The sequence below is a fragment of the Burkholderia sola genome, assembly GCF_905400185.1.
Classification (GTDB): Bacteria; Pseudomonadota; Gammaproteobacteria; order Burkholderiales; family Burkholderiaceae; genus Burkholderia; species Burkholderia sola.
Window position 1 is genome coordinate 1,080,205 of the sequence record NZ_FR989676.1, and the last position, 21,476, is coordinate 1,101,680.

The 21,476-nt window shown below is 65.0% G+C and carries 16 protein-coding genes and 1 pseudogene; 11 read left to right on the forward strand and 6 right to left on the reverse strand.

The features are described from left to right. Nucleotides 1-7: 7 nt before the first annotated feature. Entirely contained in the window at nucleotides 8-1,045 is a 1,038-nt protein-coding gene (locus KR541_RS21465) for a cupin domain-containing protein (protein WP_124638925.1), read from the reverse strand. A gap of 65 nt (nucleotides 1,046-1,110) precedes the next feature. Between KR541_RS21465 and KR541_RS21470 the strand changes: the two genes are divergently transcribed. Then, entirely contained in the window at nucleotides 1,111-1,647 is a 537-nt protein-coding gene (locus KR541_RS21470) for a carboxymuconolactone decarboxylase family protein (RefSeq protein WP_050012119.1), read from the forward strand. A gap of 54 nt (nucleotides 1,648-1,701) precedes the next feature. Here the strand turns inward: KR541_RS21470 and KR541_RS21475 are convergent, their stop codons facing one another. Further along, a complete protein-coding gene (locus KR541_RS21475) occupies nucleotides 1,702-2,532 on the reverse strand; it encodes an IclR family transcriptional regulator (protein WP_216089773.1) in 831 nt (276 codons plus the stop codon). A gap of 113 nt (nucleotides 2,533-2,645) precedes the next feature. Here KR541_RS21475 and KR541_RS21480 point away from each other — a divergent pair, with 113 nt between their 5' ends. The 6 genes and pseudogenes from KR541_RS21480 to KR541_RS21505 all read left to right on the forward strand — a co-directional run bounded on the left by KR541_RS21480 (nucleotide 2,646) and on the right by KR541_RS21505 (nucleotide 10,745). Next, complete coding sequence (locus tag KR541_RS21480; protein ID WP_216089774.1) at nucleotides 2,646-4,994, forward strand: cytochrome P450/oxidoreductase; 2,349 nt, start codon at nucleotides 2,646-2,648, stop codon at nucleotides 4,992-4,994. A 67-nt stretch (nucleotides 4,995-5,061) separates the two neighbouring features. Then, nucleotides 5,062-6,393, forward strand: coding sequence for an MFS transporter (locus tag KR541_RS21485; RefSeq protein WP_050012116.1), 1,332 nt, complete (start codon nucleotides 5,062-5,064; stop codon nucleotides 6,391-6,393). Between the two features lie 196 nt (nucleotides 6,394-6,589). Next, entirely contained in the window at nucleotides 6,590-7,783 is a 1,194-nt protein-coding gene (locus tag KR541_RS21490; protein WP_050012115.1) for a M20 aminoacylase family protein, read from the forward strand. 56 nt (nucleotides 7,784-7,839) lie between these two features. Next, nucleotides 7,840-9,162 carry an MFS transporter gene (locus tag KR541_RS21495; protein WP_216089775.1) on the forward strand — a complete coding sequence of 441 codons (1,323 nt, stop codon included), beginning with the start codon at nucleotides 7,840-7,842 and terminating at the stop codon, nucleotides 9,160-9,162. A gap of 47 nt (nucleotides 9,163-9,209) precedes the next feature. Then, the gene (locus KR541_RS21500; RefSeq protein WP_160300496.1) at nucleotides 9,210-9,374 is read left to right on the forward strand and encodes a hypothetical protein; all 165 of its coding nucleotides are present in this window, start codon (nucleotides 9,210-9,212) and stop codon (nucleotides 9,372-9,374) included. Between the two features lie 77 nt (nucleotides 9,375-9,451). Then, a pseudogene (locus KR541_RS21505) lies at nucleotides 9,452-10,745 on the forward strand (IS701 family transposase). Between the two features lie 724 nt (nucleotides 10,746-11,469). On the opposite strand, the gene KR541_RS21510 reads toward KR541_RS21505, so the two are convergent. Further along, on the reverse strand, nucleotides 11,470-12,549 hold the full coding sequence (locus KR541_RS21510) for a lipid II-degrading bacteriocin (protein WP_143328921.1): 1,080 nt from the start codon (nucleotides 12,547-12,549) through the stop codon (nucleotides 11,470-11,472). 384 nt (nucleotides 12,550-12,933) lie between these two features. After that, entirely contained in the window at nucleotides 12,934-13,854 is a 921-nt protein-coding gene (locus tag KR541_RS21515) for a LysR family transcriptional regulator (RefSeq protein ID WP_050012112.1), read from the reverse strand. Nucleotides 13,855-13,990: 136 nt separating this feature from the next. On the opposite strand from KR541_RS21515, the gene KR541_RS21520 reads away from it, so the two are divergent. Then, nucleotides 13,991-14,764 carry a transporter substrate-binding domain-containing protein gene (locus KR541_RS21520; protein WP_089489818.1) on the forward strand — a complete coding sequence of 258 codons (774 nt, stop codon included), beginning with the start codon at nucleotides 13,991-13,993 and terminating at the stop codon, nucleotides 14,762-14,764. A 60-nt stretch (nucleotides 14,765-14,824) separates the two neighbouring features. Next, on the forward strand, nucleotides 14,825-15,940 hold the full coding sequence (locus KR541_RS21525) for a succinylglutamate desuccinylase/aspartoacylase family protein (RefSeq protein WP_050012110.1): 1,116 nt from the start codon (nucleotides 14,825-14,827) through the stop codon (nucleotides 15,938-15,940). A 229-nt stretch (nucleotides 15,941-16,169) separates the two neighbouring features. Here the strand turns inward: KR541_RS21525 and KR541_RS21530 are convergent, their stop codons facing one another. Beyond that, nucleotides 16,170-16,955, reverse strand: a complete 786-nt coding sequence (locus tag KR541_RS21530; protein WP_050012439.1) for an IclR family transcriptional regulator — start codon at nucleotides 16,953-16,955, stop codon at nucleotides 16,170-16,172. Nucleotides 16,956-17,182: 227 nt separating this feature from the next. Between KR541_RS21530 and pcaF the strand changes: the two genes are divergently transcribed. After that, complete coding sequence (gene pcaF / locus KR541_RS21535) at nucleotides 17,183-18,385, forward strand: 3-oxoadipyl-CoA thiolase (protein WP_124555307.1); 1,203 nt, start codon at nucleotides 17,183-17,185, stop codon at nucleotides 18,383-18,385. A gap of 158 nt (nucleotides 18,386-18,543) precedes the next feature. On the opposite strand, the gene KR541_RS21540 is transcribed toward pcaF, so the two are convergent. Then, nucleotides 18,544-19,104, reverse strand: a complete 561-nt coding sequence (locus KR541_RS21540; protein WP_124594377.1) for a GNAT family N-acetyltransferase — start codon at nucleotides 19,102-19,104, stop codon at nucleotides 18,544-18,546. 526 nt (nucleotides 19,105-19,630) lie between these two features. On the opposite strand from KR541_RS21540, the gene KR541_RS21545 reads away from it, so the two are divergent. Beyond that, the gene (locus KR541_RS21545) at nucleotides 19,631-21,175 is read left to right on the forward strand and encodes a methyl-accepting chemotaxis protein (RefSeq protein WP_124631305.1); all 1,545 of its coding nucleotides are present in this window, start codon (nucleotides 19,631-19,633) and stop codon (nucleotides 21,173-21,175) included. The last annotated feature ends 301 nt before the right edge of the window (nucleotides 21,176-21,476 follow it).

Below are 21,476 nucleotides of genomic sequence, written 5' to 3' on the forward strand. Positions count from 1 at the left end.
TCGCGTGTCAGGATGAACGCGTGTCCGGCTCCGCGATGCTCGACGATCGGATGCGCCACTTCGCCGGCGTCATGCCCACCTGCCGTTTGAACACCCGTTGGAACGCGGCCTCGGATCGATAGCCGACCGATTCGCCGATTTCGGCGACGGACATCGTCGTTTGCGCGAGCTTGCGCCCGGCAAGCGCCATGCGGATTTCAGTCAGGACATCGGTTGCCGAGCGGCTGATCGCCTCGTCGAAGTGGCGTGCGAACGTCGCGCGCGACATGTGGCAGCGCTCGGCCAGCTGGGCCAGCGTCCAGGGCTTTTCGGGCTCGTCGAACATCGCTGCGAGCGCCGGCTGCAGCCGATGACGTTGTGCCAGTGCAAGCAGCCCGCGCGGCGCGTGGCCTGCCTCGGACGCACTGCGCAGGGTCAACGCGAACAGCGCGCCGGACAGATGATCCACGACCGCGGCACTGCCGGCGCGTTGCTCCAGCGCTTCCTCGCGCATCAAGTCGATGAGCCGCGCGAGCCGCGTGGCTGCAAACGCGGCGTCGCGCGTCTGTTCGTCGCCCGCGGTTACGCTGCTCACGATCAGACGTCGCGGCAGATGGTCGCGCAGCAACTGCTGCGGGACGGCAGGCAGCACGAAGCGCCCGCACAGCACATCGGTGTTCGCATTGGTGCTGCCGTTCGTCGCAACGGTCAGGCCGTTTCGGTGCCGCTCGCGCGCCGCGCGCGGCGCCTCGCCGCTGCCGTCGTGCAGCCGATGGGCGCTGCCGGACGGAAACACGACGATGTCGCCGGCCTTCATCCGCAGCGTCGGTTCGTCTTCTCCGTCCGTCTCGCACTCGACGACGGCCTCGCCGCGCAACAGGATGTGATAGGGGAGTTCCCACTCGCTCGACTCGGGATGGTCGATGCGCCACGGCGACCCGAAGTGGCACCGCACGTCAAGCCGCCCGGTGACCGGCATCATCGACAGCAATCGGTCGAGCATTTCCATATGAGACGTTTGAGCATGGAGTTGCGGCAGTATGGCATTAAAGAAAACGTCACGCATCCCTACACTGACTCCCATGCCATACGACATGGCTAACCGTTCAACCACGAAGCAAGGAGTCGATCATGTCCCGTCTCACCACCATTCGCCCTGAAGAGGCAACCGGCGCGGCCGCTGAAGTGTTCGCGAAGATCAAGAAGGCCGTCGGCAAGGTGCCCAACGCATACGCCACCATCGGCACGCAAAGCCCCGAAGCGCTCGGCGCGGCGCTGGCGTTCGATGCGGCGGTCGCGGCGAGCACGCTCGGCAAGGCCGATATCGAAGCGATCAAGCTGGCGGTCAGCGAATACGCGGGATGTGATTACTGCGTCGCCGCTCACACGCTGATGGGCAAGCTGGCAGGCCTGACAAGCGATCAGATGAAGCAGGTGCGCGCGGGCGCGGCAACCGGCGACGCCGCGCGGGACGCGCTGGTCGCGTATGTTCGTACGCTCGTCGGCACGCACGGCACGGTCCCCGTTGCGGTCGTCGATGCGGTGCGCGCAGCGGGCTATACGGAACGCCAGCTCATCGAGATCAATCTCGCCATCGCGTCGATCACGTTCACGAACCTCGTCAATCGCGTGAACGATACGACGCTCGATTTTCCGGCCGTGGCGTAACGGCGCGGTGGATCGCGGGCAGGAAGCCCGCGTCCGCGCCGATACGCGGATGCACTACCGACTGTCGGGATCGGCGCTGTACCCGAGCTCGCCGCTGATCAGCGCGGCCTCGTGGCGCAGTGCCGTCGCGACCGGCCCGTCGATCGACGCGTCGAAGCCGCCGGTCGCGCCCAACGCGGTGATCGCCGCACACATATGTCCGTTCGCATCGAATAGCGGCGCCGACACGGCGCTGATGCCCTTCAGGTTCGTGTCGCGGACGGTCGCGAGGCCGGCCGCGCGAATCTCGCGCTGCAATTTTCCGACCGGATCGCGACGATCGAGCTGCGCGCGCAGCTCGGCCGGCGCCGACGCGAGTTCGTCTTCCGCCAGCTGTCGCACACGCGGCTCGTCGAGCAGCGCGAGGAACAGCCGCCCGGTTGCGGACCATAGCAACGACATCACCGAGCCGGCGCGAACATTGACCGTGACCGGCAAGCCGGGCTCTTCGAAGCGCATGATCGTCGGCCCGCGGTTGCCCATGATCGCGACGAAGCACGTCACCTCCAGGCGCTCGCGCACGCGCACGAGCGACGGTTCGGCGAGCCGTATCGGGTCGGCCATCCGGATCGCCGCGAGCCCGATCGAGATGCACTGGGGCCCGAGCACGTATTGCTGGGTGGCGCGCTCCTGCGTGACGAACGCTTCCTCCATCAGGCTCGCCAGATAGCGGTGAACCTTCGCGGGATTCTCGTCGAGCCGCGCGGCGAGCGCGGTCAGCGTGGCGCGGCCGCCGCACGCGGCGAGTTCCTTCAGCACGAGCAGGCCGGTCGACGCGGACTGGACGCGTTGCCTGCGGTCGCGCTCGGCGGCCGCGGTCTTCTTCGTTCTGGCGATCTTTTCCATAAGCCGGATTCTAGCCGGACGACCGGCGGCGCCCGGCCGCCAAGGTTTACCCCAGTCGCTTGATTACGCATTGCGTATTAGATTTACGCAAAATCATAGCGCGGGAGCGAATCATGTCCGTCACGGACCGCCACGCGTCATCGTCGAAATGTCCGTTTCATCCTGCGCCGGCCGCGGCGAGCGCACCGAACGGCTGTCCGGTGAGCGCCGCCGCAGCCGCGTTCGATCCGTTCGACGACGGCTACCAGCAGGACCCGCCCGAGTACGTGCGCTGGGCGCGCGAGCAGGAGCCGGTGTTCTACAGCCCCAGACTCGGCTACTGGGTCGTCACGCGCTACGACGACATCAAGGCGATCTTTCGCGACAACCTCACGTTCAGCCCGTCGATCGCATTGGAGAAGATCACGCCCACCGGCCCCGAGGCGAACGCGGTGCTCGCGTCGTACGGCTTTGCGCTGAACCGCACGCTCGTCAACGAGGACGAGCCCGCGCACATGCCGCGCCGCCGCGCGCTGCTCGACCCGTTCACGCCCGACGCGCTGAGGCATCACGAACCGATGGTGCGCCGGCTCGCGCGCGAATACGTGGACCGTTTCATCGACGACGGTCGAGCGGATCTGGTCGACCAGATGCTGTGGGAAGTGCCGCTCACCGTCGCGCTGCACTTTCTCGGCGTGCCCGAGGAGGACATGGACACGCTGCGCGAATACTCGATCGCGCACACGATCAACACGTGGGGGCGCCCGAAACCGGAGGAGCAGGTCGCGGTCGCGCATGCGGTCGGCAAGTTCTGGCAGTTCGCGGGCAAGGTGCTCGACAAGATGCGCGAGAATCCGTCCGGGCCCGGCTGGATGCAGTACGGGATCCGCAAGCAGAAGGAACTGCCGGACGTGATCACCGATTCGTATCTGCATTCGATGATGATGGCGGGCATCGTCGCCGCGCACGAGACGACCGCGAACGCGACGGCGAACGCGATGAAACTGCTGCTGCAGCATCCGGACGCGTGGCGCGACATCTGCGAGGATCCGTCGCTGATTCCGAACGCGGTCGAGGAGTGCCTGCGCCACAACGGCTCGGTCGCCGCATGGCGACGGCTCGCGACGAAGGACGTGACGATCGGCGGCATCGACATTCCGGCGGGCTCGAAGCTGCTGATCGTCACGTCGTCCGCGAATCACGACGAAGCGCGCTTCGCGGACGCCGACCTGTTCGACATCCGCCGCGAGAACGCGAACGATCAGCTGACGTTCGGCTATGGATCGCATCAGTGCATGGGCAAGAATCTCGCGCGCATGGAGATGCAGGTCTTCCTCGACGAGTTCACGCGCCGTCTGCCGCACATGAAGCTCGCCGAGCAGCGCTTCACGTATGTGCCGAACACGTCGTTCCGAGGCCCCGAGCATCTGTACGTCGAATGGGATCCTGCGCTGAATCCCGAGCGCCGCGACCCGTCGGTGCTGCGCCCGCGCGCGGCGGTGCGCATCGGCGAGCCGCCGTCGCACGCGGTGAGCCGCGCGGTCACGGTCGAACGCGTGTCGATGTGCGCGGATCGCATCGCCCACATCCGGCTCGTGTCCGCCGACGGCCGCCCGCTGCCGCGCTGGACGCCCGGCTCGCACATCGACGTGATCTGCGGCGATACCGGCATCACGCGCCAGTATTCGCTGTGCGGCGACCCGGACGAGCGCGACGTGTACGAGATCGCGGTACTGCACGAAGCGCAGAGCCGCGGCGGATCGGCGTGGGTGCATGCGAACCTGCGCGCCGGCGATGGGCTGAAGATTCGCGGCGCGCGCAATCACTTCCGCTTCGCAGCCGACGTCGACAAGGCCATCTTCGTCGCGGGCGGCATCGGCATTACGCCGATCAGTGCGATGGCGCGCGAAGCGAAGGCGCGCGGCATCGATTACGAAATCCACTACAGCGGCTCCCGACGCGCGTCGATGGCGATGCTCGATACGCTCGCCGCGCTGCATGGGGAGCGTCTGCACGTGTACGTGTCGGAAGAAGGCTCGCGTAACGACTTTCGCGCGCTGTTCGCGCAGCCGGCCGACGACACGCACATCTACGCGTGCGGCCCCGCGCGGATGCTCGACGCACTCGAAGCGAGCTGCGCGCACTGGCCGCGCGATGCGCTGCGAGTCGAGCATTTCGTGTCGACGAAGGCGGCGCTGGATCCGTCGAAGGAGCGGCCGTTCGAAGTCGAACTGAAGGATTCGGGCATCACGCTGACGGTCTCGGCGAACCAGACCGTGCTCGTCGCGTTGCAGCACGCGAACATCGACGTGCAGAGCGACTGCCGCGAAGGGCTGTGCGGCTCGTGCGAAGTCCGCGTGCTGGCCGGTCGAGTCGATCATCGCGACAGCGTGCTCACGCGCGCGGAGCGCGACGCGCACGACCGCATGATGACCTGCTGTTCGCGCGCGTGCGGTGGCGAGCGGCTCGTTCTCGAACTTTGAACGCGCGGTGGCGCCGCGAGCGCCGCTCGCCCCCCATAAACCACAAAAAAGACCGGAGACATGCGCGATGAAAAAGCGTGCCAACCTGATGTTCGCCTGCACCGTCGGCACCACGCTCGAGTGGTACGACTTCTTCGCGTTCGCCGCGTGCGCGGTGCTCGTGTTCGACAAGCAGTTCTTCGTCGTCGGCAATCCGCTCGCGGCCACGCTGCTCGCGCTCGCGACGTTCGCGGTCGGCTTCGTCGCGCGGCCGCTCGGCGGCATCGTGTTCGGGATGATCGGCGACCGCATCGGCCGCCGCAAGACGCTCGTCGTCAGTCTGCTGATGATGGGCATCAGCACGTTCTGCGTCGGCCTGTTGCCGACCTATGCGTCGATCGGCATCGCGGCGCCGCTGCTGCTCGTGCTGCTGCGGATCGTGCAGGGGATCGCGGTCGGCGGCGAAGCGACCGGGGCGATCCTGATGATCGCCGAATCGATGCCCGCCGCGCAGCGCGGCTTCTGGACCAGCTTCACGATGTTCGCCGGCCCGCTCGCGAACGTGCTGACCGCGTTCGTGATCGGGCTGGTGCAGCGGTTCTACGGCGATGCCGCATTCGTCGACTGGGCGTGGCGGATTCCGTTCTTCATCTCCGCGCTGCTCGTGATCGTCGGTTTCTGGACGCGCCGGCGCGTCGAGGAATCGGCGGCATTCGCCGAGCTGGCCGCCGCGCATCGGACGGTCGAGCGCGCGTCGCTGCGCGAAACGTGTGCGGGCAACTGGCGGCAGATGGCGCGTGCGTTCTTCGTGAAGGCCGCGGAAAACACGTTCCTGTATCTGTTCTCGACGTTCGCGCTCGGACTCGCGACCGGCTATCTGCACTTCAGCCGGCCGCAGGCGCTGTCCGCGCTGATGTGGGCGTCGGCGATCGAGGTCGTCGTCATCCTGATCGCCGCGCACGTGTCGGACCGGGTCGGACGGCGCCCGGTGCTGATCGCCGGCTTGCTCGGCGCGGCGGTCGCCGGTTGTTCGTTGTTCACGTTGTCGCCGGGCAGCGATTATGCGCATCTGCAACTCGCGTTGATCGCGTGCCTGGCCTGCCACGGCATCATTCTCGGACCGATGGCCGCGTACATGGCCGAACTGTTTCCGACGCGGGTGCGCTTTACCGCACTGTCGACCAGCTATCAGCTCGCATCGGTGCTCGGCGGGTCGATCGCCCCGATCGTCGGCACGCTGCTCGTCAGCTATACGGGCTCGGCGATCTTCGTCGCGGGTTACGCGATGCTGATGGCGCTTCCCGCGTTCGTCGCGGTGATCGCGTCGCGCGAATCGCGCGGTGAGGACATCGATTCACAGTCGATGTTCGCCGGACATGCGATGCGGACGAACGACCGGCCGCGTTCGACGCATGCGTAAAGAACGGCGGCCGCGTGATGCGGGCGAAGAAGCGGGTTGCGCGGCTGCGGGTCCGATCCGTCCGTATTAACCCTGATTAAAAACCCTTATCACGGTGAAAAATTCCGCATCTTATTGAACCGATATCGGCTGGCTATAGTGGCTCGCTTTCCCGCACGCGCCACCGGCGTGCGCAGACAAACGCAGGAGCCCCTTGATGACCACCACCGATACCCGCTTCACCGAAGTCGAGGATCTGATGCCCGCCGCCGGCGGGCTACGCGAGATCCGTCACCACATCCATCACCACCCCGAACTCGCGTACGAAGAGCACGACACGGCCGCGCTCGTCGCCGACAAGCTCGAGCAATGGGGCTGGCAGGTGACGCGCGGGGTCGGCAAGACGGGTGTGGTCGGCACGCTGCGGGTGGGCGACGGCACGCGCAGCATCGGCATTCGCGCCGACATGGATGCGTTGCCGATCGTCGAGGCGACCGGCCTGCCGTATGCGAGCGGCACGCACGGCAAGATGCACGCGTGCGGCCACGACGGCCACACGACGATGCTGCTCGGCGCCGCACAGCATCTCGCGAAAACGCGTCACTTTTCGGGCACCGTGCACCTGTATTTCCAGCCGGCGGAAGAGCACGGCGTCGACAGCGGCGCGAAGAAGATGATCGACGACGGCCTGTTCGAGCGCTTCCCGTGCGATGCGGTGTTCGGCATGCACAACCATCCGGGCGCGGCGCCCGGCGTGTTCCTCACGCGGCGCGGCCCGTTCATGTCGGCGGGCGACAAGGCGATCATCACGATCGAAGGCGTCGGCGGCCACGCGGCGCGGCCGCACCTGACGGTCGATCCGGTCGTCGTCGCCGCGAGCATCGTGATGGCGCTGCAGACGATCGTCGCGCGCAACGTCGACCCGTCGCAGCCGGCGGTCGTCACGGTCGGCTCGATGCACGCCGGCACCGCGAACAACGTGATCCCGAACGGCGCGCGCCTCGAACTCAGCGTGCGTTCGTTCAGCCCCGAAGTCCGCGCGCTGCTCAAGCGCCGCATCACCGAGCTGGCGCAAACGCAGGCCGCGAGCTACGGCGCGAGCGCGAACGTCGAGTACATCGAAGGTTATCCGGTCGTCGTCAATACGGATGCCGAAACGGATTTCGCCGCGCAGGTCGCGCGCGAACTCGTCGGCGATGCGCACGTGGTCGAGCAGACCGACCTGCTGATGGGCAGCGAGGATTTCGCGTTCATGCTGCAGCAGCGGCCGGGCTCGTTCGTGCGGCTCGGCAACGGCGAAGGCGAGGACGGCTGCATGGTGCACAACCCGAAATACGACTTCAACGATCGCAACCTGCCGATCGGCGCGGCGTTCTGGACGCGCCTCGTCGAGCGTTACCTCGGGCAGTGATCGCGGCGGCGGCGCGCGGTCGGCGCTTCCGGCCGCATTGACAGGAGAGGATAGCGATGCAGAAAGACCATCTCGCGCTGCACCCGGCGTCGGCGGGCGTGGCCGAAGCCGACACGCCTGCCGTCACGAAGCGCGGCGCGATCGCAGCGGCCGTGATCGGCAACTGGCTGGAATTCTTCGATTTCACCGTGTACGGCTTCTTCGCGGTGCTGATCGGCAAGCTGTTCTTCCCGTCGAGCGACCCGACCACGTCGCTGCTGCTGTCGGTCGCGACGTTCGCCGCCGGCTTCTTCACGCGGCCGCTCGGCAGCGTCGTGCTCGGCGTGTACGCGGACCGCAAGGGGCGCAAGGCCGCGCTGAACCTGACGATCATGCTGATGGCGCTCGGCACCGGCCTGATCGCGATCGCGCCGACCTATGCGCAGGTCGGCGTGGCCGCGCCGTTGCTCGTCGTGTTCGCGCGGTTGCTGCAGGGCTTCTCGCAGGGCGGCGAATTCGGCGCGGCGACGTCGACGCTGCTCGAACAGGGCGGCACGTCGCGCCGCGGATTCCGCGCGAGCTGGCAGCTCGCGACGCAGGGCGGCGCCGCGCTGATGGGCTCGGGCTTCGCGGCGCTGCTGTCGAACACGATGACGAAGGACGCGCTCGAAGGCTGGGGCTGGCGGCTGCCGTTCCTCGTCGGCGTGCTGATCGCGCCGGTCGGAATGGTTCTGCGTCGCCGGCTCGCGGACGACTCGCCCGGCGACCGCCATCACGGGATCGAGCGCGGCGTGCTGCACGAGCTGTTCTCGAAGCACACGCGCACGGTGGTGCTGCTGATGCTCACGGTGATGGGCGGCACGGTGTCGACCTACATCCTGACGTTCTACATGCCGACCTACGCGATCCATACGCTCGGCCTGCCGATGAAGCTGTCGATGTTCGTCGGCGTCGCGTCGGGCTGCGTGATGCTGGTCACGTGCCCGCTGTTCGGCTGGCTGTCGGACAAACTCGGCAGCCGCCGCCTGCCGATCTTCGTCGGCCGCGGCGTGCTGGTCGCGCTGCTGTTCCCGGCGTTCTGGCTGATGAACCATCATCCGACGCTGTCGGTGATCCTGCCGCTGACCGCGCTGATGCTGCTGTTCTATTCGCTCGGCTCGGCATCGGAAATGACGTTGATGTGCGAGTCGCTGCCGCGCCACGTGCGCGCGACGGGCATCTCGATCGCGTATGCGCTCGCGGTGACGATCTTCGGCGGCACCGCGCAGTTGATCGCGACCTGGCTCGTGAAGACGACCGGCAGCAAACTCGCGCCGGCCGGCTACGTGGCCGCATGCGTGGTGCTGTCGCTGATCGCGGTCGCGATGCTGCGCGAGACGGCGCGGGAATCGCTGGACTGACGCGCGAGGCGGGCGGCAGCCTGACGTGACCGGGCAGACTGGTCGGCATGACCGGCAAGGATCTGTATCGCCAGATCTACGACATCACGTTCGTCGATAAGTCGGGCGCGACGTTCCAGGGCATCACGAGTAGCGAAGCGTCGTCCAGCGAATGCTCGATGAGCGGTGTGGACGTTTATGTGGTCACTCAAAAGATCGACGGTGGGCAGTAACACTATCGGCCCTAATCTTACTGTGTCAATAAATTCATGCCATTATAGGAACTTCTTCATCCATGACGTGAGGAATGATGGACTGGGAAAGATCATTCGATGCGTATCTGGAACATTTGTGTGAAGCGCTTGGGCATAACGATCGTGAATCAGGATTGAAGGGCATTGCCAAGGGCTGATGCTGCCAATTCGGCGCAAGAGCGTCGAGCCGCTGGCGGCACATCTGGAACCGGAGGATGTGAGCGCGCGGCACCAGTCACTGCATCATTTCGTGGCGAAGTCGGAATGGTCCGATACGGCGCTGCTCGAGCAGGTGCGGCGCTGGGTGCTGCCGCACATGGACCCGGCTGGCGGGTTGTACTGGATCATTGACGACACGGGATTTCCCAAGAAGGTTAAGCATTCGGTCGGCGTGGCACGGCAATACTGCGGTCAACTGGGCAAGCAGGACAACTGCCAGGTCGCGGTGAGCCTGTCGGTGGCGACGGAAGGCGCGAGCCTACCCGTGTCGTATCGACTGTATCTGCCGCGTGAATGGAGCGACGATCCCGTGCGACGACAGAAAGCCGGCGTGCCCGAGGAAATCGAGTTTGCAACCAAACCAGGGATTGCGACCGGGCAGTTGCACGAAGCACGGCAAAGCGGTGCGCCCGACGGTATCGTGTTGGCCGATGCGGGCTATGGAGACGACACCTCGTTTCGCGAGGCCGTCAGCGAGCTCGGGCTGCAATATACGGTGGGCATTCGCTCGAACACGCGCGTATGGGCGCCGGGCACGGCTCCTCTCCCTCCCGAGCCCTCCACGGGGAAGTCGGGTCGGCCACGCAGCTTGTTACGGCGCGCACCGGGACATGAGCCGACCGGAGTCAAGGATCTGGCCTCTACGCTCGATGCCTCGTGCTATCGTAACGTTATATGGCGCGAAGGCACGTGCGCCGCGCTCAGTTCGCGCTTTGCTGCCGTGCGCGTGCGTGCTTCACACCGAGATTACTGGCGCTCCACACTGCGCGATGAGGAATGGCTGTTGATCGAATGGCCCGAAGATGATGCGGAGCCACTCAAGTACTGGCTTTCGACTTTGCCCCAGACACGACGCTCGAACGACTGGTTCATGTCGCCAAGATGCGCTGGCGTATCGAGCGGGACTATCAGGATCTCAAGCGGGAGTTTGGCCTGGGACACTTCGAAGGACGTGGCTGGCGTGGCTTCCATCACCATGCATCGTTGTGTATTGCTGCCTATGGATTTCTTGTTGCTCAACGCCTCATTCAAGGCGACAGTAAAAAAAACTCCGCGATCGGCGACCCGTTTGCCTTACCCTCGGATTACGTGCCACGCGGGTCCCCAGCGCGCACAGCGCCACGTGGCTGATTCCATCACCACGCTGCGCTGGCGTATCGCTGCATACATCGCGCGCCGGCTTGAGCGATGTCCGTTTTGTTCAGCATCCAATGCTGATTTATTGACACAGTAAGATTAGATGCCGGTCGGCTGGCGACAGTCGATCGAGCGCGAGGTGCGGGGCAATGCGGCCAGCGATCTCAATAGCGTCAGGTTGTAGGTTGCCATTGGTAGCGGCAGCAGTTGTTCCACTTTCTCGAGTCCGCGAACCATGCTTGTCCGAGCGGGCCTATCGTTTTGCCGCTACTAACCCGCTATCAGGAGTGAAATCAGGGGTCAATTATACGGGCCCACATTGTCAAGAACGATTCCAAGGCACGTCATCTTTGCGATATATCGATGGCCATCGGATCGATACGGAACCTTCCATTGGTGGAGATCAGTGACGTATTCGAAATTCTCGTCAAAAATTACTTGAGATAAGCCATTCTGTTTGGCGTATTTTTCAACGAATTCCGTTATTTCGTGGCGAGTCATTTTGGGGCACGTACCATCGCCGCCGTCCCAATTCCTTACGTAAGCTAAAATTGCAAATAAAACTAATGCGCAGGCTAGTAATGCGCCGCCGGCGGCTATCGTGTATTTGAGTATTTTTTTAATCAAAATTCTCTCCGCAATCAAAAAATCCAGTTTGTCGATGTGAGGAAAGCTTTTGAGCTTTCCTCATGCCGGTTCACGGATCAGCAAAATTGACTCATGGTCTGCGCCCGAAACCACCAGGCCTTGCCGTATGGATCGCCGCTGGCGTTCCGTCTGGATTCGTTGCTTTGATGCTGGCTCTGGTTCCATTGACGTTGAGTGGCTGCGATCCAGTAAAATAGATCATGAAATCTTTGTGATCAGTAAATTCTCCAATCTTACGGACGAAAGTAGTCAAGGCCTCTTGTATCGACGGACGAGACCGCGATGCATCAAAGTCGAATTTGTCTGGGTTGAGTGTGTATTCGCCTCTGAAATAGAAACTATCATCACTTCCTAAAAATAGCTCACCCTGGATGTGGCCGCTCACTCGTCCGAGTGCCGATCCGACAATTAATTCTTGGTTGCTCAATAAATTCGTGCTGAACTGGGCGTCGATCCGATAGGTTCCTGGGCCCATGGCATCGTTGACAATAATGTCTCTTATTGGGGAGATCTGCTGAACACCGATTCCGAGTTTCAAAGATTTTAGGTCGACCGATTTCGGGTCTCCGTTTCCTCTGATCCAGTTATAGTAAGCTGAAAGGGTGAAGAATGGAGTGGCGTAGAATTTGAAGCTCTCAATGGGTGGAGCTGGGAGGTGACTGAAATAATAGTCGCTGAACAACCCGAATGCTGTTGTGAGACCACTAAACGTCGTATCGGAGAGGCCATACTGGGTCGCGCCAGTGATGCCTTGCCAGCCCATGTCTGCAATCCACGAAGTGAAAAGGGCATAGGTTGAAATTTGCGCTTGCACAACTTGCTTGCTTGCAAGTTCCATCCCATACCCAAATTCAGAAAGCACGTCCCGGGAACGTCCGGCGGCGGCAGCTTCGAGAATCTTTTTCCCATTGACTAATCTGAATTTGCCAATTTGAAATATGCCACCGCGAATATTATCTCCATTTATTGCCCAATGATAACCTCCAGCGGGGCCATTGGGTGTTGCTATGGGGAGTGCAAGTTCGGTGGGTGCCGTAACGCTGATTGGTGGCAAAAGATCGTCGGCTGGACCGTGTCCTTGCGCGAGTGATCGAACAGGATTGCTTACTAAAAAAGCAGTGGAGGCGCCAAGAAAGTTTCGTCTTTTCATCTAATGGTCCCAGTAGCGTTTGGTTTTCTGTGAAAAAGTTACATCGATTTTAGAGTTGACGAAGTCAAAACGCTTTGCCCTCGGAGTTGCAGCAGGCATGACACGCGTGACTGAGATTGTTGCCACTCGGCCATTCTTTCAATGTGACTTCATCAACATTACTAGTATCTAACCAATTCGTATGATGTTGCAACCAGAGTGAGATAGGCGTCCAATCGAACTCGTACGATGTCGTCAACAAAACTCCCATGACGTCGGCGGCAGTGCCCCGAGCAGCCGGTCCCGGTCGACGAGCTTGCGCGCGATCAGATGCCGCACGTTACCCTCGGCTTGCCATACGCCATGGATCGCAAGCAGCGCGCGCGGCGCAGTGACCCCGTGTGCTTACCGCCCGCGCACCACCCTCAGATACGACGCGAGCATCGTCGCAAGTTCCTGCGCGGCCGGCGTCAGCGGCACGGCCGCGCGTTGCAGCAGGCAGACGTCCTGCGCGTCGGCCCGTTCGCATACGGGTACTTTCGCAAGCGCGCCGGCGAACGGCCCGTGCCGCGTGATCGCCTCGGTTTCGAGCGCGAGGGAATCGGTCTGCGTGACGATCTGCAGCGTCTCGAACATCCCTTCGACGGTCGCGAGAATCCTCGGCGGCGGCTGGCCGTGCGCGTCGAAGTACGCGAGCAGCCGGTTGACGACCGGATCGGCGCTCAGGTTCGGCGAGCGCGTCGACACCCATCCATAGTCGGCCAGCTCGGCGAGCGATTGCGCGTGCATCGCCGGGTGCCCGTTGCGGCACACGACCACCGGCGCCGACGTGCGCAGCGGCGTGACCGCGAGATCGGTCGTGTCGGTCTGCTTCGCGACCAGCGCGATCGCGAAATCGACCGCGCTTTCGCGCAGCCAGCCGATCATCATCCGCGACGTGCCGGTGCGCAGGTGCACGTCCACCTTGTCGAAGCGCGCGCGGAACGCGGTCAGCACGGGCGCGAACGCGTCGATCAGCGGCTCGGTCACGAGGCCGAGCGTGACGGTGCCTTCGTAGGCGCCGCTCAACTGACGGATTTCCCGCTCGACCTGCTCGCATTCGCCGAGGATCGAACCGGAGCGCGCGAGCAGCCGCTGGCCGACGGCCGTCGGCACGATCCCGCGATTGGTCCGCGTGAACAGCGTCGCGCCGAGCGTCGCCTCGAGGCCCTGCAGTTGCTGCGTGACGCCGCTTTGCGCGAGGTCGAGCGCGCGGGCGGCCGCGCGCAGGCTGCCGTGCTCGACGACGGCCTGGAAGATGCGGAGCTGGGACAGCGTGAACGCCATGGGAAGCAGCGAAGCCGGTGATCGGAAATACCGATCATGATAAGTCAGCCGATGGTTCCGGCGTGGGCCCCGCGCTTCTACGATCGCAGGCAGTCCGGCTCATGCCGTTTGCCTCGCTTCCTGCCCATCGTCGACCATGAAACGTTTCCTCGTCCCGCTCGTTTCCCTGTGCCTTGGCCTGGCCGCCACGTCCGCGTACGCGCTCGACGCGCACGTGGTGCGGCTCGGCATCGATCCGACCTATCCGCCGATGGATGCGAAAGCGCCCGACGGCAGCCTGAAGGGCTTCGACGTCGATCTCGGCAACGAAATCTGCCGCCGCGCGCAGTTGCGCTGCCAGTGGGTCGAGCTCGAATTCTCCGGGATGATTCCCGCGCTGCAGGCGCGCAAGATCGACGCGATCCTGTCGTCGATGGCGATCACCGCGAAGCGCGAGAAGCAGATCCTGTTCTCGTCGAAGCTGTTCCGTTTCAAGTCGCGGCTCGTCGCGCGGCCCGGCAGCGGGCTCGACGGCACGGCGGCGTCGCTGGCCGGCAAGCGCGTCGGCGTGCAGTCGGGCACGCAGTTCGAATCGTGGGCGCTCGCGCACTGGGCGCCGGCCGGCGTCGGCGTGGTGCCGTACAAGAGCCAGGACGACGTGTTCGCCGATCTCGTCAACGGCCGCCTCGACGCGGCGCTGCTCGGCACCGTGGAAGCCGATTACGGGTTCCTGCGCCAGCCGCGCGGCAAGGGTTTCGCGTTCGTCGGCGCGCCGCTCGACATGGGCGATCGCGGCGTCGGCATCGGCATGCGGCAGTCGGATACCGCGCTGAAGGCGTCGATCGACGGCGCGATCGCGTCGATGCTGAAGGACGGTACGTACGAGCGGATCGCGAAGCAGTATTTCGATTTCAACCCGTACGGCGACTGAACGCCGGGCGACCTCGACGTTTCACCCGCTTCTTCGTTTTCATTTCGTTCGAGACCATCGATGCAGATTCGCACTACGCCGCTCCTGTCGCCGTCGATCGGCACGCAGCGCACGCTGACGAGCTTTCATTTCGGGCCGGCCGACAGCGGCCGCAAGATCTATCTGCAGGCCGCGCTGCACGCGGACGAGACGCCCGCGATGCTCGCGGCGTTCGTGCTCAAGCAGCGCCTCGCGCAGCTCGACGCCGAAGGCCGGCTCGCGGCCGAAATCGTGCTCGTGCCGGTATCGAACCCGATCGGCCTCAATCATCATCTGCTCGGGCAGTTCATCGGCCGTTTCGACCTCGCGAGCGGCCGCAACTTCAATCGCGGCTTCCTGCCGCTCGCGGAGATCGCCGCGAGCGCGCGTGACCGGCTCGGCGACGACGGCGCGCACAATCGCGCGATCGTGCGCGAATGCGTCGGGGCGGCGCTCGCGGAAATCGCGCCGCGCACCGAATTCGATGCGCTGCAGCTTGCGCTGCTGAAGCTGTCGCACGACGCCGACGTCGTGATCGACCTGCATTGCTCGCTTGAAGCGGTGATGCACGTGTACACGAGCGATAGCGCGTGGCCGGACGTCGAGCCGCTCGCGCGTTATCTCGGTGCACAGGTGTCGCTGCTCGCCGAGGACTCGGGCGGGCACGCGTTCGACGATGCGCATCACCTGCTGTGGTCGCGGTTGAGTGCGCTTTTGCCGGCCGGTACGCCGATGGCGGCCGGCACGGTGGCCGTGACGGTCGAGTGCCGCGGCCAGCGCGACGTGACGTACGAATATGCGCAACGCGACGCCGACGCGCTCGTCGACTATCTGGTGTGGCGCGGCGCGGTGCGCGGCGAACCCGCGCCGCTGCCGCCGCTGGCCGCGCCGGCCACGCCGCTCGCGGGCAGCGAGCAGTTCTACGCGCCGGTGAGCGGGATTCTCGTGCACCGTGCGGCGATCGGCGCGACGATCCGTGCGGGCGATCCGCTGTTCGACATCGTCGATCCGCTGACGGATGCGGTCACGACGATCTCGAGCGCGACCGACGGCGTGTTCTACATGCGCCGCGCGATCCGCTTCGTGACGGCCGGCGCGCCGCTCGGCCGCGTGACGGGCACGGTGCCGGTGCGCAAGGGGATGCTGCTGGGCGCGTGAGCGGCGGGACGGGCGCGTGTCCGAGTGGTGCCCCGCAATTTCGTTCTCGTCAAATTGACCGGGCGTGGCCGCATCCCTAAATTGATTGATGCGGAGCGCGCTCCGTGTTCCGTGAGAAGGACGTTGCAAGCAGAGTCAGAGAGTTGAGCGGGCGGCCCATGCCGCCCGTCTTTTTATCCGCGCGATCCGCGAATGACCGTCGTGCCGGTCCCGCGAGCGAAGTAACCGCTCACCCGCGCCGCGCGACCAGTTCCGACACCGTCTGCGCGGCCTGCTGCAGCGGCCCGAGAAACTCCTTCACCATCTGCTTCGCGGTATGCCGCTGCGCGTTGCCGCTGATGTTCATCGCGGCGATGATCTGCCCGCGCCGGTTGCGGATCGGCGCGGACAGCGACATCAGCCCCACTTCGAGTTCCTGGTCGACCACGGCCCAGCCCTGCTGGCGCGCCTGAGCGATCGCCGCCTTCAGCTCGCCGAGGTCGGTGATCGTGCGCGGCGTGTGCGCGCGGATGCCGCTCTGCGCGAGCGTTTCGTCGAGCGCCGCGTCGTCGAGCGCGGACAGCAGCACGCGGCCCATCGACGTGCAGTACGCGGGCAGCCGGCTGCCGATCGACAGGTTGATCGTCATGATCTTGCGGGTCGGCACGCGCAGCACGTAGACGATCTCGGTGCGATCGAGCACCGCGGCCGAGCAGCTTTCGTGGATCTGCGCGGACAACTGCTCCATTACCGGATCGGCGAGATTCCAGAACGGCATCGACGTGAGATACGCGAAGCCGAGCTCGAGGATCTTCGGCGTGAGCCGGAACAGCCGGCCGTCGGCCTCGACGTAGCCGAGCGTCTGCAGCGTGAGCAGGATCCGGCGTGCGCCCGCGCGCGTGAGGCCGGTGGCCGACGCGACCTCGGTGAGCGTCTGCTCCGGGCGCGTCGCGTCGAACGCGCGGATCACCGCGAGGCCGCGCGCGAACGACTGCACATAGGAGTCGCCGGGTTTCTGGATGTCTTCGGTTGTCATGAACGGTTGGTTTGTCGTGCAGCCGAGAAGATAGCGCATGGGGCCTGACACGCCAACCGCCCGGCGGACCGCGCGCTTGACAGGTCGTCCCCGCACTCCCTATGATGCGTTGAACGTTCGATACACGATCTTATGTTCGTATATAGAACATTTAAGCGCATCCCGGCGGGCAATGCAAGGGGCGCGCCCTGTTCATTTCCCAGCCTTCCGTGGGACCGGAGACACTGATGACCGAAGCTTTTCTGTGTGATGCGATCCGTACGCCGATCGGGCGTTACGGCGGTGCACTGTCCGGCGTGCGCGCCGACGATCTGGGCGCGGTGCCGCTCAAGGCGCTCGTCGAGCGCAACCGCGACGTCGACTGGACGGCGATCGACGACGTGATCTACGGCTGCGCGAACCAGGCCGGCGAGGACAATCGCAACGTCGCGCGCATGTCGGCGCTGCTCGCGGGCTTGCCGGAAGGCGTGCCGGGTTCGACGATCAATCGCCTGTGCGGGTCGGGGATGGATGCGGTCGGCGTGGCCGCGCGCGCGATCAAGTCGGGCGAAGCCGCGCTGATGGTCGCGGGCGGCGTCGAGAGCATGACGCGCGCGCCGTTCGTGATGGGCAAGGCCGCGAGCGCGTTCGCGCGCCAGGCCGACATCTACGACACGACGATCGGCTGGCGCTTCGTCAATCCGCTGATGAAACAGCTGCATGGCGTCGATTCGATGCCGGAGACCGCCGAGAACGTCGCGGTCGACTACAACGTCAGCCGCGCGGATCAGGACCTGTTCGCGCTGCGCAGCCAGCAGAAGGCCGCACGCGCGCAGCAGGACGGCACGCTCGCCGAAGAAATCGTGTCGGTCACGATTGCGCAGAAGAAGGGCGATCCGCTGGTCGTGTCGCGCGACGAGCATCCGCGCGAAACGTCGCTCGAGACGCTCGCGAAGCTGAAGGGCGTCGTGCGCCCGGACGGCTCGGTCACGGCCGGCAACGCGTCGGGCGTGAACGACGGCGCCGCCGCGTTGCTGCTCGCGAACGAGGCAACCGCGAAGCGCTTCGGCCTGACGCCGCGCGCCCGCGTGCTGGGGATCGCGACGGCCGGCGTCGCGCCGCGCGTGATGGGTATCGGCCCCGCGCCGGCCACGCAGAAGCTGCTCGCCCGACTCGGGATGACGATCGACCAGTTCGACGTGATCGAGCTGAACGAGGCATTTGCGTCGCAAGGTCTTGCGGTGCTGCGCATGCTCGGCGTCGCCGACGACGATCCGCGCGTGAACCCGAACGGCGGCGCGATCGCGCTCGGCCACCCGCTCGGCGCATCGGGTGCGCGCCTCGTGACGACCGCGATGTACCAGTTGCATCGTACGAACGGCCGCTTTGCGCTGTGCACGATGTGCATCGGCGTCGGCCAGGGCATCGCGATCGCGATCGAACGCGTGTGAGCGGCGTGATGCGGTGAAGCGGCCGGATACGCGCCGCTTTGCTGCTGCGCTGTTTCCCCTACGAAGGGCGGCACGAGACATCTCGCGCCGCCCTTCGTCGTTAACCACCGGCCCGCGACAGTTGCCTGAAGCGCGCGCCGCCATCCGCGCGCCAGCCGTCAGGCCATCGGCCCTTCCAGATGAATGTCGTCGGGCTCGAGCGCGTAAAGCTCGGGATCGGGCGACGCGCTGACCGTGAAGCCGAGCCGCAGGTAGAAGTCGATCGTGCGCTGCGACGGCGTGGCCGATACGTACAGCCGCTCGGCGCCCATTGCACGCGCCTGCGCGCGGGCCGTGCGGTAGAGCTGTTCGCCGAGCCCGCAGCCGCGCCAGTCGTGGCTCACGTGCAGGAACTTCAGCTGCAGCATGTCGCGTTGCGGGCCGAGCCGCCGGCTGTCGACGACCGCCGCCGCGACCAGCCGCGCGCCGTCGAACCTGCCGAGAAACCAGCCGCCGCGGTCGTGGCAGTCGAGCAGGATCGGCGTGTAGTGATCGGCTTCGCCGTCGGGCCAGCCGGCCACGTCGTAGAACTCGGGCACGAGATGCAGCGTGCCGTCGCGCAGCACGTACAGGTATTCGATGATTTCGCGCCGGTCGATGGTCCATACGAGCGGTACGTCGTCGCGCGCAAGCGGGCGGGCCGACAGCGCGTCGCGTTCGGCGGCGGTGCGGCGCGTCATGCGGCCCTCCGGTGCGCGGCGATCGTACTCGTCGGCGGCAGGCGCGGCATGCGGTCGGGCGGCGCCATCCGATAGCCGTCCGGTTCGCGTTGTCCCGGAAACCGCGTGGCGCCGCCATTCCGGAAAAACGCGGCCTGATCGCGTTGATGGCGCTCATGCGCGGCCGTCGCGGTATTCCAGGACAGCCGATTCAGCTCATGCAATGCCTTTTTCATCGAATTCGAATTCCAGTGGAATGGAGCAGGATAGGCCAATCGTTTCGCTGCACGCAACAGCGGCCGGCATTGCCAATGTCGTTCGGCGCTTCGTGACCGACAGATAAACGTGCGCGGGGATTATCGGCGGATTATTTGATCTGAATCATGGTAATGGCCGGATTGCCCGTTTTATTCGCATCGAAATTAAGGTTTGCCGGTGAATTGCCGACAGTAAGGACGAGAGTGTCGTAAAGCGAACAACCGTTTTTCGGCTACTGAGCGCGATTTCAGCGCGGCGCGGACGACAGATCCGCCTTTCGGAGCCTTGCATGCGCAACAACCAGCCCGTTACCCAACAGGAATTCGATTTTCCCGACGACGTCACGCTGATGTCGACGACCGATGCCGACAGCATCATCACCTACGCCAACACGACGTTCGCGCAAGTGAGCGGCTTCTCGACCGAGGAGCTCGTCGGCCAGCCGCACAACGTGGTCCGTCACCCGGACATGCCGAAGGAGGCGTTCGCCGACATGTGGGCGACGCTGCGGCGCGGCGAGCCGTGGACCGCGCTCGTGAAGAACCGCCGCAAGAACGGCGACCACTACTGGGTGCGCGCGAACGCGATTCCGGTGATGCGCAACGGCGCGCCGCAGGGCTATATGTCGGTGCGCACGAAGGCGCCGCACGACGAGAGTACTGCCGCGGACGCGCTGTATCGCGCGTTTCGCGACGGCAAGGCCGGCCGGCGCCGGTTCCACAAGGGGCTCGTGATCCGCACCGGGCTGCTGCGAGTCGCGTCGCTGCCGCAGACGATGTCGGTGCGTGCGCGCGTTCATGCGGCACTGTGCGTGCTGGCGCCGGCCGTCGTCGGCGCGGGATGGGCCTGCGGGCTCACCGGCGGCGGGCTCGCGGCGTTTGCCGGCGTGACGGCCGGCGTGGCGGTCGCGGCAGGCTGGTGGCTCGACGCGCAGATCGTGCAACCGCTGAAGCGGCTGCACGAGCAGGCGCTGAACGTCGCGACCGGCGAGAGCCGGCGCGGCGTACGGATGAACCGCGTCGACGAGATCGGCATGACGCTGCGCACGATCAACCAGCTCGGGCTGATGTTCCGCTGGCTCGTCGACGACGTCAGCGAGCAGGTGCACAACGTGCAGCGCGCGAGCAACGAGATCGCGCAAGGCAACAGCGACCTGAGCGCGCGCACCGAACAGGCCGCGTCGAGCGTGCAGCAGACGGCCGCGTCGATGGCCGAGATGACGGCGACCGTATCGAGCAATGCGGAGACGGCGCTGCAGGCGAATCAGTTGTCCGTTTCCGCGAGCGAGGCGGCCGGGCGCGGCGGGCAGGCGGTGAACGAAGTCGTCGCGACGATGAACGACATCACCGACAGCTCGCGCAGGATCGCGGACATCATCGGCGTGATCGACGGCATCGCGTTCCAGACCAACATTCTCGCGTTGAACGCGGCGGTCGAGGCCGCGCGTGCGGGCGAACAGGGGCGCGGTTTCGCGGTGGTGGCCGGCGAAGTGCGCGCGCTCGCGCAGCGCAGCGCGAACGCGGCGAAGGAGATCAAGACGCTGATCGGCGCGAGCGTCGAGCGGGTCGAGTCGGGCGCGCGGATCGTCGATGGCGCGGGCAAGACGATGGAGGACATCGTCACGCAGGTGAAGCGCGTGTCGGACCTCATTGCGGAGATCAGCTCGTCGACGGCCGAGCAGAGCACGGGCGTCGCGCAGGTCGACCAGGCAGTCGTGCATCTGGACAACATCACGCAGCAGAACGCGGCGCTCGTCGAGCAGAGCACGGCGGCGTCGGAAAGCCTGAAGCAGCAGGCGACGCGGCTCGTCGATGCGGTGAACGTGTTCAGGTGAGGGTTGCAAGCGTGCGCGACGTGCGGATTCGATCAATGAATCCGGCATGTCGCGCACGATACATGTTCGGATTGGCGAATTCAATCGAATGACGCCAAACGAGAAATATTCGTATTTACGACTTTATCGTTACGCGCTAAATCGGGCCGAACGCATTACGTCGAACGATCGGGCGAATGGCCGTCAGGCCGTTGTCCGGCCACGCATTCTGGTTTATCCATAAACAAATCATTCGGCAAAAACACGATCATGCATCTTTAATGCATATTTACCCGAGTACGGCATCATGTTTTGGCGGAAT